15 protein-coding genes, 1 tRNA gene and 1 other RNA gene are annotated in these 18,174 nt (G+C 45.1%); 2 read left to right on the top strand and 15 right to left on the bottom strand.

Annotated features, from left to right (window positions below; genetic code table 11):
• Window positions 1–5 precede the first annotated feature (5 nt).
• From PAEAM_RS02060 to PAEAM_RS02000, 13 genes are all read right to left on the bottom strand, one after another.
• The gene (locus tag PAEAM_RS02060; RefSeq protein WP_133120401.1) at window positions 6–992 is read right to left on the bottom strand and encodes a metal-dependent hydrolase; all 987 of its coding nucleotides are present in this window, start codon (window positions 990–992) and stop codon (window positions 6–8) included.
• Window positions 993–1,090: 98 nt separating this feature from the next.
• Window positions 1,091–1,303, bottom strand: a complete 213-nt coding sequence (locus PAEAM_RS02055; protein ID WP_235431508.1) for a dephospho-CoA kinase — start codon at window positions 1,301–1,303, stop codon at window positions 1,091–1,093.
• A complete protein-coding gene (locus PAEAM_RS02050) occupies window positions 1,296–1,493 on the bottom strand; it encodes a hypothetical protein (RefSeq protein ID WP_047841464.1) in 198 nt (65 codons plus the stop codon). The genes PAEAM_RS02055 and PAEAM_RS02050 overlap by 8 nt, the downstream gene beginning before the upstream one ends.
• Window positions 1,494–1,579: 86 nt before the next feature.
• Window positions 1,580–1,944: a transfer-messenger RNA gene (gene ssrA, locus PAEAM_RS02045) on the bottom strand.
• A gap of 589 nt (window positions 1,945–2,533) precedes the next feature.
• Complete coding sequence (gene smpB / locus PAEAM_RS02040; RefSeq protein WP_100526440.1) at window positions 2,534–3,016, bottom strand: SsrA-binding protein SmpB; 483 nt, start codon at window positions 3,014–3,016, stop codon at window positions 2,534–2,536.
• Between the two features lie 259 nt (window positions 3,017–3,275).
• Window positions 3,276–6,071: a ribonuclease R gene (gene rnr, locus PAEAM_RS02035; RefSeq protein WP_100526439.1), complete on the bottom strand. Its 2,796-nt coding sequence runs from the start codon at window positions 6,069–6,071 to the stop codon at window positions 3,276–3,278.
• A gap of 562 nt (window positions 6,072–6,633) precedes the next feature.
• On the bottom strand, window positions 6,634–6,867 hold the full coding sequence (secG, locus tag PAEAM_RS02030) for a preprotein translocase subunit SecG (protein WP_017691238.1): 234 nt from the start codon (window positions 6,865–6,867) through the stop codon (window positions 6,634–6,636).
• 211 nt (window positions 6,868–7,078) lie between these two features.
• Window positions 7,079–8,365 carry a phosphopyruvate hydratase gene (gene eno / locus PAEAM_RS02025; RefSeq protein WP_036616228.1) on the bottom strand — a complete coding sequence of 429 codons (1,287 nt, stop codon included), beginning with the start codon at window positions 8,363–8,365 and terminating at the stop codon, window positions 7,079–7,081.
• 241 nt (window positions 8,366–8,606) lie between these two features.
• Window positions 8,607–10,151, bottom strand: coding sequence for a 2,3-bisphosphoglycerate-independent phosphoglycerate mutase (gpmI, locus tag PAEAM_RS02020; protein WP_100526438.1), 1,545 nt, complete (start codon window positions 10,149–10,151; stop codon window positions 8,607–8,609).
• Between the two features lies 1 nt (window position 10,152).
• Window positions 10,153–10,905 (bottom strand): triose-phosphate isomerase, encoded by a 753-nt coding sequence (gene tpiA, locus PAEAM_RS02015; protein WP_076329607.1) that lies wholly within the window; start codon window positions 10,903–10,905, stop codon window positions 10,153–10,155.
• Between the two features lie 36 nt (window positions 10,906–10,941).
• A complete protein-coding gene (locus PAEAM_RS02010; protein ID WP_036674741.1) occupies window positions 10,942–12,123 on the bottom strand; it encodes a phosphoglycerate kinase in 1,182 nt (393 codons plus the stop codon).
• A gap of 151 nt (window positions 12,124–12,274) precedes the next feature.
• A complete protein-coding gene (gene gap / locus PAEAM_RS02005) occupies window positions 12,275–13,282 on the bottom strand; it encodes a type I glyceraldehyde-3-phosphate dehydrogenase (protein ID WP_017691243.1) in 1,008 nt (335 codons plus the stop codon).
• Window positions 13,283–13,388: 106 nt separating this feature from the next.
• Window positions 13,389–14,414 (bottom strand): sugar-binding transcriptional regulator, encoded by a 1,026-nt coding sequence (locus PAEAM_RS02000; RefSeq protein WP_100526437.1) that lies wholly within the window; start codon window positions 14,412–14,414, stop codon window positions 13,389–13,391.
• 426 nt (window positions 14,415–14,840) lie between these two features.
• On the opposite strand from PAEAM_RS02000, the gene PAEAM_RS01995 reads away from it, so the two are divergent.
• Window positions 14,841–14,915, top strand: a tRNA-Arg gene (locus PAEAM_RS01995).
• 176 nt (window positions 14,916–15,091) lie between these two features.
• On the top strand, window positions 15,092–15,688 hold the full coding sequence (gene clpP / locus PAEAM_RS01990) for an ATP-dependent Clp endopeptidase proteolytic subunit ClpP (RefSeq protein WP_017691245.1): 597 nt from the start codon (window positions 15,092–15,094) through the stop codon (window positions 15,686–15,688).
• Window positions 15,689–15,855: 167 nt separating this feature from the next.
• Here clpP and PAEAM_RS01985 read toward each other — a convergent pair whose 3' ends face one another.
• Window positions 15,856–16,953: a stalk domain-containing protein gene (locus PAEAM_RS01985; protein WP_100526436.1), complete on the bottom strand. Its 1,098-nt coding sequence runs from the start codon at window positions 16,951–16,953 to the stop codon at window positions 15,856–15,858.
• 389 nt (window positions 16,954–17,342) lie between these two features.
• Window positions 17,343–18,095 carry an SIMPL domain-containing protein gene (locus PAEAM_RS01980; RefSeq protein ID WP_047841458.1) on the bottom strand — a complete coding sequence of 251 codons (753 nt, stop codon included), beginning with the start codon at window positions 18,093–18,095 and terminating at the stop codon, window positions 17,343–17,345.
• Between the last annotated feature and the right edge of the window lie 79 nt (window positions 18,096–18,174).

Below are 18,174 nucleotides of genomic sequence, written 5' to 3'. Positions count from 1 at the left end.
GAAAACTATTGCGGTATAACTTCTTCCCACTGACCATTGGTGGTTTCTTTGTAGGTAAAAATGTTTCCATCAAACTTTCCCTGAATAAAGTTAGAACCCGCTTCTTTCCATTCCTTAGTAACAGATAGGACAACTTTAGAATTCTGTGAACTATTAAAATCGTATTTCCCTCTTGATAAATTAATCTCAAAGGCTACTGGATAAAAATCGTACCAGAATAGTTTGTCTGATTTCTCTCCCAGTATACCCGCATCACCACCTTTAGAGAAATGAGGACTGATGACTCGAAATCTGAACTCCAACCACTTTCTGGGATCTAAAGGAAATTCATAATGACTATCGGGCTCCACTATAATGTATGACTTTTCAGGAACCGGGTGTTGAACTTGAACTTTATGCTCGATTATTTCTTTGGATATTATTCGAAAAACTAAATATACCAATATGAATAGTATCGAAGTAACTACGGGTAATTTAGGCTTGATCCTCAAAAAAACACTCAATCCAAGACCAATAATTAATGGAAACCATATCCATGGATCTCCCAATGTAATGGCTCCCATAATATATGACTTATCGCTAAGGGGATAGAATGCTGGTAAATCATGTCCCATATAGTCTAAAAATAAGTGTCCAAACAAGACAGACAAAATAGAAGATCCCCAGATTAATTTGAAACTTGTCTTTTTATAGAACAGTTTTGTCAAATATGCTATTCCTAAAGCTAAAAGGGGTGTAAACAATATAGAATGAGACCACGGAGCTACACTTCTATCCCCAAAAATATCAGGAATTATTCCACACAGTGCACCCGAACATAGACATATTATAAGATTTTTCCATGTATCCCTTGGCAAAAAGCAGTATGCAATTACCGCCCCAAGAAGAGCATGTGATAGAAGATGAAACAACAAATATAAGTACGGATCCAAAATAACTACTCCTTTACTCATTTCAAGCAAATATGTACCTGATAAGGTTGTCTCATTCAAAAAGCGTTAACCGCTTTTAATAAGCGACTATACTTCTTCTGCTATTTCCACATATTTTAAAACAAATGATCCAGAAAATGTCGTTTCAATAGCGAAGTTTATACCACTTTTAATGAGAGATCGAATTCTTTTACAGCTTCCCTGCCAGCAGACAGGTCAGCACTGCGCGGATTCTCTGGCTTCAACTCTCTTGCAATTTGATCCGGATCAACCAGTTCACCAAGCCACTCTCTCATTTGCATACTGAGTGTACTTTTCCCTGCTCCATTGGTTCCAGCAAACACCGTCATGACTGGTCTGATTTCACTCATGATACTCAAACTCCTGGCGTTTCCCAGTAGCATCAAATATAATTTCAAATTTATTTCCTTCAGCATCCTCACGGACACGTTTGTTATTCTTTATATAATAAATAGAGGCACCTGATTCTTTAGCTTGTTTCCGTGCATGTTGATTTGCTTTTTTCAAAATTTCTTGGAGCTGTTCTCGATTTTCAAACATCTTGAGTCCCCCAATCTAAATTTCTGTTTATTATATCATAAACTAAAAAACCACCAACCAGAACACTGGTTGATGGCTTTTGACTCTAATGGAGGCGAGGGGAGTCGAACCCCTGTCCGAAGATAACGGCACATAAGCTTCTACGGGTGTAGTCACAGTTTTGATGTCACCCGAGTATCGCCCCGTAACCGGCTATACGTTGGGTCAGCCTGATTGTCTTCTTCAGCACACCCCAGGCGGAGATGTGACAGCGTATCCCACTACTAGTTAGCCCCTATCCCTGTCACATGGGCGATGCAGGGTAGAAGCACGCACACAGTTTCTTAGGCTGCGAAAGCGTAGTTTGTTTGTTGTTTGCCGTTTAATAGGCTTTAGCGTTGATAAAGCGGACGCGTCCCCACTACCCGCTACCCATGCTCGAACTATCCCCGTCGAATCCATAAACGCCCCCTCAATGAAGAAGGGCTCCAGGATTAATCCGTGAATACGGAGCAAAGGTGCTGCACATCTTTTTCCTCCAAGGTAAAAAGATGCTTCTTTCAAACTCGGCATTCCTGTCTGCTACATGAGTAATCATAACACAGGACACATCACCGAAATAGTACAGATTGCTGGAAGACATTCCAGCAGGCTGAGCATGTGTACAAGGTTATCCAATACAACAGGCTCAATCGTCTACATATTATACCGCGTCACCAATCGGAAGTAAAGTTTACCCAGATTGGATCACGAACAACTGCACCTTAGTATTTTACCCACTCCTCTGGCAAACTACGCAACAGCTGATAATTTAGATTCATCAACGCGACAAGCTCCATGCTCCTACCGAATTCCCTTCAACACATATCAAAGGAAATCACCACACAATACACTTCAGCAATTCACATCACATCCACTTTCCACTAAAAATTAAAAAAGTCTCAATCTTGCCCATTGCAGGACAAACCTTGAGACTCCTTAACTCATACATCAATCTTCCTAGCTTCATCAAAAACTATCTTATACACCTAAAGTAAAGCTTCTCACGCCCAGCGCTCCACTTAACGCGCAACCTTCTGCTTCTCGCGCAGTACCCGTTGGATATCACGTTGAGCATCGCGCTTGGCGGCAGTTTCACGTTTGTCGAACTGTTTCTTACCTTTACCCAGTCCGAGCAAAAGCTTCGCGTAACCGTTGCGGATATAAATTTTCAGCGGCACAATGCTGTACCCGTCCTGTTTCGACAGCCCAAGCAACTTGTGAATCTGCACTTTATGCATCAACAACTTGCGCGTACGCGTTGGATCGAGCGGATTATTTCGGTTCCCTTGTTCAAAAGGACTAATATGCATATTATGAATAAGAATCTCACCGTTTCGAATCGTGGCAAATGCATCACCAATATTCGCACGGCCGTTACGAAGAGATTTGATCTCCGTTCCGGTAAGCACCATGCCCGCTTCATACGTATCTTCAATGAAGTAGTCATGGGAAGCCTTTTTATTCTGTGCGAGCACTTTACTCTGTCCATCATTCTTGCCCATGTCCTCACTCCTTCTCCGTAAAATAAGCCGGTACCATGCTCTATAGCAGCGCACCCAATTTGAACCAAGGTACCACGTGCCAGACCTTAATTGTAGCAAGTACGGCTGTTAAAATCAAGAAAGAGGCGACCTCTGCCGCCCCTCCTCATTACACCACTTTCAGACTGTGCGAAACAGCACACCGGCTGAAGTGACTATTTTCTCCAAAGCTTAACCTGAAGGAACGAATTGTAATCCATCTATTCAAGTTACGTTAGCTTTATTTTTTCTTTTTTCGTACAAAAGCTGCCGTGCCGTTACCAGCTGCACCTTTGCTCTTTTTCCGCTTGCGTCGTGGTGCTCCGCCTTCCTGAGCGCCACCAGGAGTTGCATTCTCTCCAATAAACACGCCGCTTGGCGAAGTGTTTTTGCGTCCACTTCCGCCTTTGCTACCTTTACCGCCGCCCTTGCTGGACTTAAAGCTTCCTTCACCGCGACCGCTGCCGCTGTTCAGGCCACTTCCTTGTCCACCGGTTGAACTACTATCCGATCCACCCGATGTAGAGCTATATCCGCCTTTACCTGAGCCAAAACCAAAGCTCACCGCGCCTTTGCCCCGGCCAGTTGATCCTCCAGCATCACCAGCACGACGCTCACCTTTTGGTTTGCCGCCGCCTTTACCTGCGTAGCCACCGGATGAGCCTGCACCCGCGCCTGCACTCGCTGCTCCACCGCGACCGCCACGTCCACCTTTGCTGCTCTCTTCCGTTGATCTGCCACCACGGTTGGCTCCAGCAGCGGATGAGCCGCCTTTGCCGCCACGCGAACCGCTGAATCCACCTGCTCCACCCTTGGCACCGCCGCGACCGCCACCACTTGCTGGACGTCCACCTTTACCACCGCGTCCGCCACCGAAGCCGCCAGGACGTTCACCGCGAGGTTTCATATCTACCATTTCAAAATCAATCGTATACTCTTCCATGCTTACACGTGCCACACGGATCTTCACTTCATCACCGATGCGGAAGACTTTCGAGGTACGTTCACCAATCAGAGCCATATGCTGATCGTCAAAATGGTAATAGTCGTCCGTGAGCGCGCTCAAGCGAATCAGACCTTCAACCGTGTTCTCCAGTTCAATGAACATACCAAAGCTGGTCACACTGCTGATCATGCCTTCGAACTCTTCGCCTACTTTGTCGAGCATGTACTCGGCTTTTTTCATTTTCTCCGTATCCCGCTCAGCTTCTACCGCCACACGTTCACGTTCCGAAGACTGTTGCGCAATATCGGACATACGTGCTGCTAAATACTCCTGACGTTTCTCCGGCAAAGCACCATTATTTTCAATGACTTCGCGAATCACCCGATGAATGACGAGATCGGGATAACGACGAATTGGAGACGTAAAGTGACTATAGAATTCTGCCGCGAGGCCAAAGTGACCTGACATTTCAGAATCATACTTCGCCTGTTTCATAGAACGGAGCATCATCGTACTAATCACGGTTTGTTCTTTCGTTTCTTTGATATCCTCAAGCAACGATTGAAGCGCCCGTGGATGAATCGCATTGCCACGTCCTTTGACCTGGTGTCCAAAATTCGCCGCAAAGGCGAGGAAATTTTGCAGTTTTTCCTGATCCGGGTCTTCGTGCACACGATAAATGAAAGGAACCTTCAACCAGTGGAAATGCTCTGCCACTGTTTCGTTCGCTGCCAACATGAATTCCTCAATGATTTGCTCTGCGATCGAACGCTCCCGTTTCACGATATCTACCGGTTTGCATTCTGCGTCCACAATAATTTTGGATTCTTCAAAATCAAAGTCAACCGCACCACGGCGCATACGCATAGCACGCAGCTTCAAAGCAATCTCTTTCATCAAATGGAAATCATCTACCAGATCCTTATAACGCTCGAGCAATTCCGGCTCTTCACCTTCAAGGATTTTACGGACGTTGGAATACGTCATCCGCTCTTTGGTTTTGATTACACTTGTGAAAATGTCATGTTTTACAACCTTCATCTGGTCGTTAAACTCCATTTCACATGACAGTGTCAGGCGGTCTACCTGCGGGTTCAAACTACAGATTCCGTTGGACAGACGTTGTGGCAGCATAGGAATAACCCGGTCTACCAGATACACACTGCATCCGCGGTTGTAAGCTTCCTGATCAAGCTTGGAATTCTCCTGCACATAATAGCCAACGTCGGCAATATGAACACCCAGACGATAGTTACCGTTAGGCAGCTTCTCTACGTTAACAGCATCATCCAGATCCTTGGCATCTTCGCCATCAATCGTGACAATGTTAAGTCCGCGCAGATCACGGCGACCCTGTTGTACAATCTCTTCATCCGTGATGGAGTCAGGTGCTTTCTCCGCCTCTTCTACCACTTCATCCGGGAAAGCTTCAGGCAACTGATGCTTGCGAATAACGGACAAAATATCAATACCCGGCTCATCCTTATGACCAAGGATCTCGATCACTTCACCCTCGGCTGCCGCACGGCCCTCCGGATAGCTGACGATCTTTGCTACGACCTTTTGTCCATCAACCGCCCCAGCAAAGTTGGTACGCGGGATGAAAATATCGCGATTAATCCGTTTGTCATCCGGAATGACAAATCCGTACACCTCATGGCTCTGGAACACACCAACGACTTGTGTCACAGCACGAGTAACAATACGGACGATCTCACCCTCCAGGCGACCACCTGAAGGTCCTTGAGATGTGACTTTAACCAATACCGTATCACCATTCATCGCACTTTTCATATCATTGGCGTGAATGTACACATCCGGGTGCTCCCGATCCTCAGGGATAAGGAAAGCGAAACCTTTGGCGTGAGCCTGTAAACGTCCACGTACCAAATCCATACGCTCTGGCATGCCATAGCGATTGTTACGGGTCAGCAAAACTTTACCGGATTCCTCCAGCGTATTAAGCATAATCAAAAAGGCTTTGAAATCAGCTGCATCTTCAATAGCGAAGTGCTGTTCCAACTCCTGATAAGTCATCGGTTTATAAGCGGTTTCCCGCATGAAGTCGAGCAATTGTTGTTCTGTTATCATTAATATATTCACCTCGGGAAACATAAAAGTGTAAGCAAGTCTTATCTCTTTATGTATCGGAATTCTTACCATTTTCATGCAATACAATATCACTGCTGTGAAGAGTGTAGTAGTACAAACCATACTATCTCATACCCTAGTATACACGAATTCAATCCGGCCCATCCGTACCTCGCAAAAAAACCGAGGTTGCCGGGCGCTCCTCTAAAATCACGCTTTCACGTATCTCTACAGACATTTTATGCGATACACGTGCTGTGCGCATCTGGAAAAGGACTACATCCGAAAATTTTCTGTACACATGACATTCATTATAGGGAGTGAGTTCGCGTAACGAATAAGCGAGGGACATACCATACATGATAGGGGTGTGTTGCATGTTAAGGAAGGAAAACCAAACAGAAGTGAGAAGAAGACCGAAAATCATGGAGTCTATAGATTAAATTGTTGGGAAAGTTTGGACGCGTAAGAATTTATTAAAAAACCCCCGTTTCTTCACGAAACGAAGGTTCATCAATTAAGCCATTAGCTTAAGCTATTCATTGAACAGCAGTTCCAATTCTTACTTGGAAGCCACCGTAACAACAATAGACAAAATCATAAATCCTGCACCCAGTACCACCGTTGCACGTTGCAGAAAGAGATCCAATCCGCGCGCTTTCGTTTTACCGAAAAGATGTTCCGCACCACCGGAGATGGCACCCGCCAAACCAGCGCTTTTCCCGTGCTGCAGCAATACTACAGTGATTAGACCGATCGAGAAAACAACGAGCAGCAATTTCAAAGCAATATCCATTCTTTCCACCTCCTACCCATGTGGGCATACATCTCACCATAAAAACAGTTACTTTAATTGTAACATAGCTATGGTTGTACTACAAGTAGTACAGTTTATACAATGCCCTAAATTTCACCACCTGCGTGATCCTTACGTTATACCATTACTTCGTTGCAATAAAAAAGACAAGCCGGTTACCCGGCTTGCCCGTAAAAGCTGGATATCCAGCTTATTTTTTAAGGTTGTAGAATCCTTTAAGACCATTGTATTGAGCCAGTTCACCCAGTTGATCCTCAATGCGGAGCAATTGGTTGTACTTCGCGATACGGTCTGTACGGGAAGGAGCACCCGTTTTGATTTGACCAGCGTTAGTTGCAACAGCGATGTCAGCGATTGTGCTGTCTTCGGACTCACCGGAACGGTGAGAGATTACAGCTGTGTATCCTGCGCGTTTAGCCATTTCGATTGCATCAAATGTTTCAGTCAATGTACCGATTTGGTTAACTTTGATCAGGATGGAGTTACCGATACCTTCGTTGATACCTCTGCCCAGACGCTCAGTATTTGTTACGAACAAGTCATCACCAACGAGTTGTACTTTATCTCCCAATTTCTCAGTGAGCAATTTCCAACCATCCCAGTCATCTTCGGACATACCGTCTTCGATTGTGATGATTGGGTATTTCTCAACCCATGAAGCCAGAAGGTCAACATACTCAGCGGAAGTGTAAGATTTACCTTCGCCAGCAAGTGTGTACTTACCATCTTTGTAGAACTCAGTGGAAGCAACGTCCATACCCAAGAATACGTCAACGCCTGGTTTGTAACCAGCTTTTTCAATTGCTTCGATGATTGTAGTGATTGCTTCTTCGTTCGAACCAAGGTTCGGTGCGAAACCACCTTCGTCACCTACAGCTGTGTTCAAGCCTTTGGAGCTCAATACGGATTTCAAGTTGTGGAAGATCTCTGCACCTACGCGAAGAGCTTCTTTGAAGCTTGGTGCTCCAACTGGAAGAACCATGAACTCTTGAACGTCGATGTTGTTGTCAGCATGCTCACCACCGTTGATGATGTTCATCATTGGAACTGGCAATGCTTTAGCGTTGAATCCGCCCAGGTAAACGTACAATGGCAGGTCCAGAGCGTCAGCAGCTGCGCGAGCTACTGCCATGGATACAGCCAGGATTGCGTTAGCGCCCAGTTTACCTTTGTTTGGCGTACCATCCAAAGTGATCATCAATTTGTCGATACCCAGTTGATCCAATGCATCCATACCGATAACTTCTGGAGCGATTGTTTCGTTTACGTTTTTAACAGCTTGCAGAACGCCTTTACCGAGGTAACGGGATTTGTCACCATCGCGAAGCTCAACGGCTTCGTGGGCACCAGTGGAGGCACCGGATGGAACGATTGCGCGTCCGATTGCTCCGGACTCCAGGTATACTTCAACTTCTACTGTAGGGTTACCGCGGGAGTCGAGGACTTCGCGAGCGTACACGTCAGAAATAATAGTCATTTGTGATAATCTCCTTTAAATTTAAATTTATTATAAATTAGGACCACTTGTGTTTTCCCTTTTCCACTACGTCAGCAGAATTGTCCTCTGATCGCTGTTATCCCCTGATTCCTTTGAACTTATTTTCATAAGTTGGAATCATGTGATAAAGGCGAACGCGTTGCTTCTTCGGACAATTTCTGCTTCCTTCGTTCGGGGGTAAACTCCAAACTTCCCAATTTCATATATGTTGTTGTGTAACTTATTTGCGGGTAGAGATAACGGATGTACCTGTCATCTCAGCCGGTTTAGGCAATTGCATCAGGTCAAGGATCGTTGGCGCGATATCTGCCAGGATTCCGCCTTCACGCAGCGTTACATTTGCATCAGTAACGATGAATGGAACCGGGTTCGTTGTATGAGCTGTGAACGGACGTCCTTTCTCATCGAACACCATATCCGCGTTACCATGATCCGCCGTGATCAGTACAACGCCGCCTTTGGCAAGTACTGCATCCACAACACGGCCCATGCACTCATCTGTTACTTCAACCGCTTTGATGGTAGGCTCCAGCATGCCGGAGTGTCCAACCATGTCAGGGTTAGCAAAGTTCAGAATGATGGCGTCATGTTTGTCTGCTTCGATCTCGCGAACACATGCATCAGCTACTTCATACGCACTCATCTCTGGTTGCAGGTCATACGTTGCAACTTTTGGTGAGTTGATCAGTACACGAGTTTCGCCCGGAAGCTCCACATCACGACCACCGCTGAAGAAGAAGGTAACGTGCGGGTATTTCTCAGTTTCTGCAATACGCAGTTGTTTTTTATTGTTCTGTACAAGGACTTCACCCAGGGTGTTGTCGAGGTTCTTCGGCGAATAAGCCACATAACCTTCAACCGTCTCGCTGAACAAAGTCAAGCATACAAAGTGCAAGCCCACAGGGAACTTCGGACCACGATCAAAACCGCGGAAATCCTGGTTCGTGAATACTTGCGACAACTGGATCGCACGGTCAGGACGGAAGTTGAGGAAGATAACGGAATCGCCGCTCTCAACCAAACCTACCGGCTCACCATCCGCTTTAACGATAACCGTTGGTTCAACGAATTCATCAAATACGGATTTCTCATACGATTCTTCAACCGCTTTGAGTGGGTCAGTGTATTTTGGTCCATCTCCATAAACGATGGCACGGTATGATTTCTCAACCCGTTCCCAACGTTTGTCACGGTCCATCGCGTAATAGCGACCTTGAACCGTAGCGATTTTACCTACACCGACTTCTTCAATCTTAGCGATCAGTTTCTGCATGAAGTCTTTACCACTGTCTGGCATAACATCACGGCCATCCATGAAAGCATGAATATATACATCATTCATTCCTTCTTTTTTGGCCAGATCTAGCATAGCAAACAGGTGGTCGATGTGACTATGTACGCCGCCATCAGACAACAAGCCGTAGAGATGAAGTTTTTTGCCGCTTTGTTTCGCTTCACGAACGGCTTTGACAAGTGTTTCATTGTCGTAGAACTCGCCGTCACGAATGGATTTGGAGATACGGGTCAAATCCTGGTATACGATCCGGCCGGCACCAATGTTCAGGTGACCTACCTCGGAATTTCCCATTTGCCCTTCTGGCAAACCTACAGCTTCACCGCATGCAGTGAGCGTTGTATGTGGGAATTGGCTCATGAAACGGTCATAGTTCGGTTTCTTGGCTTGCGCTACCGCATTGCCTTCCACCGTGTTACGCAGACCAAAGCCATCCATGATGATCAGTGCTACAGGTTTTGGAGCTGTCATCTTACTTCGCCCCCTCAACAAGCGCGATGAACGAAGCCGGCTGCAAGCTGGCACCGCCAACAAGTGCGCCGTCGATGTCGCTTTGTCCGAGGTATTCTGTTACGTTCTCTGGTTTAACACTGCCGCCGTATTGAATACGAACTGCATTCGCAATTGTCTCGTTGTACAGATCCTTCACCAGCGTACGAATGTAAGCAATAACTTCATTCGCATCTTGGGAAGTGGAGGATTTGCCTGTACCAATCGCCCAGATTGGCTCATAAGCGATAACAACTTGGGCCGCTTGCTCTGCAGACAGACCTGCAAAAGCAGCTACTGTTTGCACTTTGCATACGTCTTTTGTTTGGTTCGCTTCACGCTCTTCAAGCGTCTCACCAAGGCAGAAGATTGGAGTCAATCCGTGACGGAATGCTGCATGCAACTTTTTATTGACAGTCTCATCGGTTTCCGCAAAATATTGACGGCGCTCCGAGTGACCAATAATGACATAATCCACACCCAGGTCTTTCAGCATCACGCCGCTGATTTCACCTGTGAATGCACCGTTATCTTCAAAATGAAGATTTTGTGCACCAATTTTGATGTTTGTGCCTTTAACAGCTTCTACCAGGGATGGCAGATTTGTAAACGGTGCGCAGATTACAGTTTCCACGCCTTCAACTTCCGCTTTTCCTTTAACTTCCTGAATGAAGTCATTGGATTCGGAAACCGTTTTGAACATTTTCCAGTTACCTGCGATAATCGGTGTTCTCATGGGTTTCAACTCCTTCATGCTATAGACTACTAAAACTTACTTGTCGTTCAATGCCACTACGCCTGGAAGTACTTTACCTTCCATGAACTCGAGCGATGCACCGCCACCTGTAGAGATGTGGTTCATCTTGTCAGCCAATTTGAACTTCTCAGCTGCTGCTGCGGAGTCACCGCCACCAATTACAGTGTAAGCTTCTGTCTCAGCGCAAGCTTCCGCTACTGCACGAGTACCGTGGGAAAATGGCTCGATTTCAAATACGCCCATTGGTCCGTTCCACACAACCAATTTGGAGTTTTTGATTACATCAGCATAGATCTCACGTGTTTTAGGACCGATGTCGATACCTTCCCAATCTGCTGGGATACCATCGATGTCAACGATTTGTGTGTTTGCTTTCGCACTGAAATCGTCAGATACTACGATATCTACCGGCAGGTAGAAGTTTTTGCCCAATTTTTTCGCTTTTTCGATAAAACCGAGAGCAACATCAAGTTTGGAATCATCCAGCAAGGATTGTCCAATCTCATGTCCTTGTGCTTTGAAGAACGTGTAAGTCAGACCGCCACCGATGATCACGTTGTCTGCAATGTTCAGCAGGTTGTCGATTACATCGATTTTGTCCTTAACTTTGGATCCACCAATGATAGCTGTGAAAGGACGCTCAGGGTTGGAGATTGCTTTACCCAACACTTCAAGTTCTTTCTCCATCAACAAACCGGACACTGCTGGAAGCAAGTGAGCGATTCCTTCAGTCGAAGCGTGTGCTCTGTGAGCCGCGCCAAACGCATCGTTAACGAAAACGTCAGCCAGTTCAGCAAATTGTTTTGCCAGTTCCGGATCGTTTTTCTCTTCGCCTGCGTGGAAACGAACGTTTTCAAGCAACAATACGTCGCCATTGTTCAGTTCAGCGATTTGAGCTTTAACAGCGTCACCAACGGAATCGTCAGCTTTAACTACTGTTTTACCAAGCAATTCAGACAAACGCTCAGCTGCTGGAGTCAAACGCAAGGATTCAACCACTTCGCCGTTAGGACGACCCATGTGGCTTGCCAAAATGACTTTAGCGCCTTTTTCAATCAAGAAGTTGATTGTAGGAAGCGTTGCACGAATACGTTTGTCATCTGTAATTTTACCATCTTCGAGCGGCACATTGAAATCTACACGGACAAAAGCCCGTTTTCCTGTCAATTCGATATCGCGTACACTTTTTTTGTTCATCTGTATTTCCTCCGCACCCATGTATTTGGTGGACCAATCAAGAGCTAAAATCCCTCGTCAATCCTGGTGTTTTTGAGAAATTTGCAAAATGTAGATATATAAAGAGCGGAAACAATATAGCATCTGTTTCCGCTCTATGTTATTGCAGATATTACTTAATCATTTTTGCAAAGTGCTCCAAAGTGCGAACCAATTGTGCAGTGTAGGACATTTCATTGTCATACCAAGCTACAGTTTTAACCAATTGTTGGTCGCCAACAGTCAGAACTTTAGTTTGAGTTGCATCAAACAGGGAACCGAAAGTGATTCCTTGGATATCGGAAGATACGATTTCGTCTTCTGTGTATCCGAAAGTTTCTGGATCGGAAGCTTCTTGCATAGCTGCGTTAACTTCTTCAGCCGTTACTTTTTTGTTCAGAACAGTTACGAGCTCAGTCAGGGAACCAGTAGCTACTGGTACACGTTGAGCTGCACCATCAAGGATGCCTTGCAGTTCTGGGATTACCAGACCGATTGCTTTAGCAGCACCAGTTGTGTTAGGGATGATGTTTTCAGCTGCTGCGCGAGCACGACGGAAGTCACCTTTAGGGTGTGGAGCATCCAACGTGTTTTGGTCGCCAGTGTAAGCGTGAATTGTAGTCATCAAACCTTGAACGATTCCGAATTTGTCTTGCAGTGTTTTTGCCATAGGTGCCAGGCAGTTTGTTGTGCAAGATGCGCCGGAGATTACAGTTTCAGTACCGTCGAGGATTTCATGGTTTACGTTGTAAACGATGGTTTTCATGTCGCCAGTAGCTGGTGCGGAGATAACAACTTTCTTAGCTCCACCTTTCAAGTGTTTCTCAGCTGCTTCTTTAGTTGTGAAGAAACCAGTACATTCCAGAACGATATCTACGCCCAGGTCGCCCCAAGGAAGTTCTTCCGGGTTACGGTTAGCCAATACTTTAACTTCTTTGCCGTTCACTTTGAAGAAGCCATCGTGTACTTCAACATCGCCATCGAAGCGACCTTGAGTTGTATCATATTTGAGCAAATGAGCGAGCATTTTAGCGTCAGTCAAGTCGTTGATTGCTACTACCTCGATGCCTGCTACATTTTGAATACGGCGGAATGCCAAGCGTCCAATACGTCCAAAACCGTTAATACCTACTTTAATCATGAGTAAGTTCCTCCCAAGTTTTGATTAATTTTTTATGAAACTTATATATTCAAGACAGACGGTGAAGTCCGTCAAGACAACAATAGTTGTGATGCAAAGTAAAACCTTATTCCATTTCAGCAACGATGACTTCGGCAGCAGCCTCATCAATAATCAGAATATCTTCCTGACCAAATCGTAACACGGAATGTATAGCAGCAGCTTTGCTTTTGCCACCTGCAATTCCAATCACAACATCGGTTCGTTCAATATCCTGAAGTCGCATACCCAGTGTAAGCATGGTATGTACCACCTTACCCTGATCATTAAAGTAATAACCGAAAGATTCAGATACGGCCCCTTGCTCCTGAAGTTCATCTATAATCTCCGTCGCAAGTTTGCGTCTTTTGGCCATCTCTACGGCATCACCAATTCCATGAATAACAATCCGTGATTGCCTGATCAGCTGCAGAATCTCCTGAACACTAGGGTCCTGGATTAATGATTCATAGGCATGATCACTGAGCAAATCCGGTACATGCAGGAGTTTGTATTGCGCCCCTACCCGTTTTGCCATTGTGGATGCGATCGTATTAGCCTGAATTTCAAGGCTTTCTCCAAGTCCACCGCGTGCCGGTACGAACCAGACACCTTTGAGCGATGTTGGCGGATTTAGTTGTTCTGCGACTTCGGCCGTTGTTGAACCGCCAGTAACGGCGACAACATCGTTGTCACTCATGATATTGCCGAGAGCCTTCGCTCCGGCTCTGCCCAGTTCCCTTTTGGCAAATGGAGAAACGTCCGAATCGCCAGGAACCACAAATACCTTTTGCAGACCGTAGGCTTGCTTGATGCGCTCTTCCAGCTCGGATAATCCGAACAGCTCTTTGGCTACGGGCTCTAACTGCTGCAGCAAATCATACCCTGCCTCGCTGATCTTCATTCCTGCACTGTCAATTTCAATAAGTCCCTGAGCCTTTAACAGATCGGTCTCAGCCCTCAGAACCCGCTCGGTCATCTGCATGGAATTAGCTAACGTTCTCCGTCCGATCACATCCGATAACATGATCTGTTGCAGAATCGTATACCTCTTTTTCAAGATATCCATGAGATCAGGCAGAAGCTGCTTTTGTACTTCTAAAATCGTTCGCATGCTTTCCACTCCCGCAAGTTCTCGTTCTAAGCTCTCTTTCGTGGCCCTAAAACGTCCCGGGTTAACTTTTTAAGTCCCACGTCTATTCTACCTAAAACTGACGTGACATGCAAGTGTTTCAACGTGTTATTTCGACACGCATTCAGCGTTTGTACGCGCCTATTTTCACAATCTTAGACTTCCATGATCTAGGACTAGCTCACGCATACCATATATAGAAGAAACAAATGAATTCAATCTACATATCGCTCAGAATCACATTTCATACGGCATGTCCAAAACCTCTAATAGCATTTACTTAAATGCACTCTTTATCCACTCTTCTTCATCATGATCATTTTTGGGTTAATCCAAACCAATACCACAACGAACTGCTTGCAATTAAATATTTCATGAGCTATAATCATTATTGCTGTCACATAATGTGCGCCCGTGGTCCAATGGATATGACGTAGGCCTCCGAAGCCTGAGATCCAAGTTCGATTCTTGGCGGGCGCGCCATTTTTATTTAACAGCTCATAACCCATTTAACCAATGAAACCGGAAAGGTTTCTTTTTTTTGCAAGTTAGTTTGACTTTCTTTGACTTTTTGTTTGGAATTGTTTATTATGTGGGTAATACGGTAACAGTTTAAGTATAAACACCAATAACATTTACATTCCAAGGAGGTTTTTCACGTGAGTTTTATTCCAATGGTCGTTGAACAGAGCAACCGGGGTGAGCGCGCCTACGACATCTACTCCAGATTGCTGAAGGATCGTATTATTTTCCTTGGTAGCGATGTTAATGACGTAGTGGCTAATGCCATTATGGCACAGATGTTGTTCCTGGCTGCGGAAGATCCGGAGAAAGACATTCACTTATACATCAACAGCCCAGGCGGATCGATTACAGCCGGTATGGCGATTTACGATACAATGCAATTCATCAAACCGGATGTATCTACCATCTGTGTAGGTATGGCGGCTTCCATGGGTGCATTCTTGCTGAATGCCGGTGCAAAAGGTAAACGTTTTGCATTGCCTAACAGTGAGATTATGATTCACCAACCACTTGGTGGTGCACAAGGTCAGGCTTCTGACATCGAAATTCGTGCTCGCCGCATCCTGAAAATGCGTGATACCTTGAACCGCATCATCTCTGAGCGTTCAGGTCAACCGCTGGAGCGGATTGAGAAAGATACAGATCGTGACTACTTCATGAGTGCTGCTGAAGCCGCCGATTACGGTATCATTGATAAAGTCATCGAAAACGTAGGATCACAAGGCATCTAAGTGTGACGTAGACCACGGTCTATGCGTTAACATAATCAACACCTAACGTAATCAGCAACATATAATTGTGTTGTCTATACGAGAAGAAGCCCTCATCATAATTATGATGGGGGCTTCTTTTTTCATTTTATAAGGAAGAAAACTTAAGAGTGCATAATAATGATTCTTTATTTGGTTCCATTTTCATTACTGAAAGGTTCCGTGCCTTTAGGGAGAAGCTCTTTATACGTAAATGGCATTTCAGGGAATCCCTCTGCGTACGCCGTATACTCATACAACTGGAAGAACACAACTACACCCGTTGGTGTCACATAGAAATCTTGATCTTTATTCAACCCTTTATAACCGTCGAGGTATCCACCGCGGGCTTTCAGTTGTTCACCCACTTTTTTACTCAACGTCTCGCGCATGGTTTTGTTATTTTGCAGCACATCATCTAACGTAAGCTCCTTACCTGTGTCCAGTGCAAAGGTGTGGCCCGTACGGTATGTCATACCATGAGCGCCAGCATAATCTTCGTATCGTTGTGTAATGAGTCCCAGCACGCCTTTTTCGTTGTACGTCACTACATAGGAGCTCTCAAATGCATATGGACGGTTGGCTGTTGCACCGCCGAATTCAGATGTCTGTTTCTTGAAGTCAGCTACATAAGCATCCACTTCGTCTTTCAGCACTTTGTTGATCGCCGCTTCAGCTTCTTTGCTGGCAAGTCCACTCACCTGCGGATATTGAACATCTACTTCAGCATTTTTTACAGTGACATTAACTGTTGCTACTTTAATTTTAACGTTATTTTGTTTCACCTTGCTGAGTGACAACGTTTTGGTTTTGGCATCCCAATTCCCCTGTACACCCAGATAATCTCTCATTGCCGAGAATGGGATATATAATCTGCCGTTGATCAGCTTTGCGTCCACTTGAGGATAATAGTTGTTAATTCGAACACTCGGCTCGCCATCCAATAGGCTGATCGTCATCGTGTTATTGGCTGCTGTCAAAGCGTACTCTTTGGTTTTCGCATCATATTTCAGAGTCCCACCTGCCACATCTTTAACCGCCGTAAGAGATACCCAAGTTGAGCCACCTTGAAGAAGTCCTTTTTGAGTCAGTGTTTTTCCACCCGACTTCAGGGTCACCTCAGCTGTGGTTGTCACTTTCGAGGATACCGATGCCGCCTGAACCGAACTGTCCTGCCACACCGAACCGCTACCTACAATAATTCCTGCTGCGAGCAATGCACTTGTCCATTTTTTCCATGATGTCATATATAAAACTCCTCTCTGAATTCACAATTAGGGATCATTGCGTATGTAATCCTGACCTGATCGCATATCTCATACGCTCACCTCTCTATTATAATTAACCCGAATTCGGAAAGGTTTACAGCTCGAGTTACAATGTTGATGAATATCAGTAGGAAAATATATGGGGATATGACCTTTTTGTCACGAACAACTATACAAAAAAGATACCAATATACAACATTTCATGTTGCTTCGAATAAAGTTCCCTCCTATCTAACTTCATCAAAGTTTGCTTTTCCAACAAAAAAAGACTCTGTCCACAGGACAAAGTCTTTGTCATTATTTCATTTTACCCTTCAAATGACACTTATAAAGGTTACTTGAGCTTACAATCCTTAGTTCACTCTTGTTTATTTCATTTCATACGTGATATTCAGGATTGTACTTACTTTAACCTGGCCTGTTTCAATCTCAGTACCACCTGCTGTATCTTGTGCTTTGGACATCAACGCCTCGCTTGCATAGAATACAGGCACATTGGCATCACCTTGGCTTACGGAAAGAACAGCACCCAGTTGACGTTTAACTGCTTTTGCAATGGCGCCAGCTTTCACATCTGCATTGGCAACAGCTTTTTCAATCACTTGGGATTCATAACTTTCCGGATTTTCTACAGTAAAGCGTACGTTTTCAATATTGTTGGCACCCGCACCCGAAGCAGCATCGAGCAACTCGCCAATCTTGTCCATCTGACGATATGTGACTGTCAGCGTATGATGCGCTGTATATCCTTTAATTTGTTGTCCATCTTTTTCACTATACGTATAGTTGGGTTGTACAGAGAACTGACTCGTTTGAATGTCGTCTGCACTGATCTTCCACGTGTTCTTCAGCAAATTGGATACTTTTTGAACTTTGGCAGCATTCGCTTTTTGAGCAGATGCAGCTGTCTCTGCAGTACTGTTCACACCAATGGACAGATACGCGATATCAGGCTTCACCTGAATCTCACCTTTACCCACAACATTAATCACATTCTGTTGTACTCCCTGAACCTCTGCAGCGTAAGCATAGTTACCTGGTGCAACCCATGCTGTTCCTCCAACAAGCAACGTACTTGCCACCAGCACCGCACCAAACGGTTTCATCCATTGTTTACCCATCACGATAGCCTCCTTATGTGTTAACATCTCAAACTTTAAACGATTTGATACCTTAACAGACGGGACAAATTCCATAATG

The organism is Paenibacillus sp. GM1FR (assembly GCF_002803315.1).
GTDB lineage: Bacteria > Bacillota > Bacilli > Paenibacillales > Paenibacillaceae > Paenibacillus > Paenibacillus amylolyticus.
This window is presented reverse-complemented; position numbering and strand designations above follow the sequence as displayed.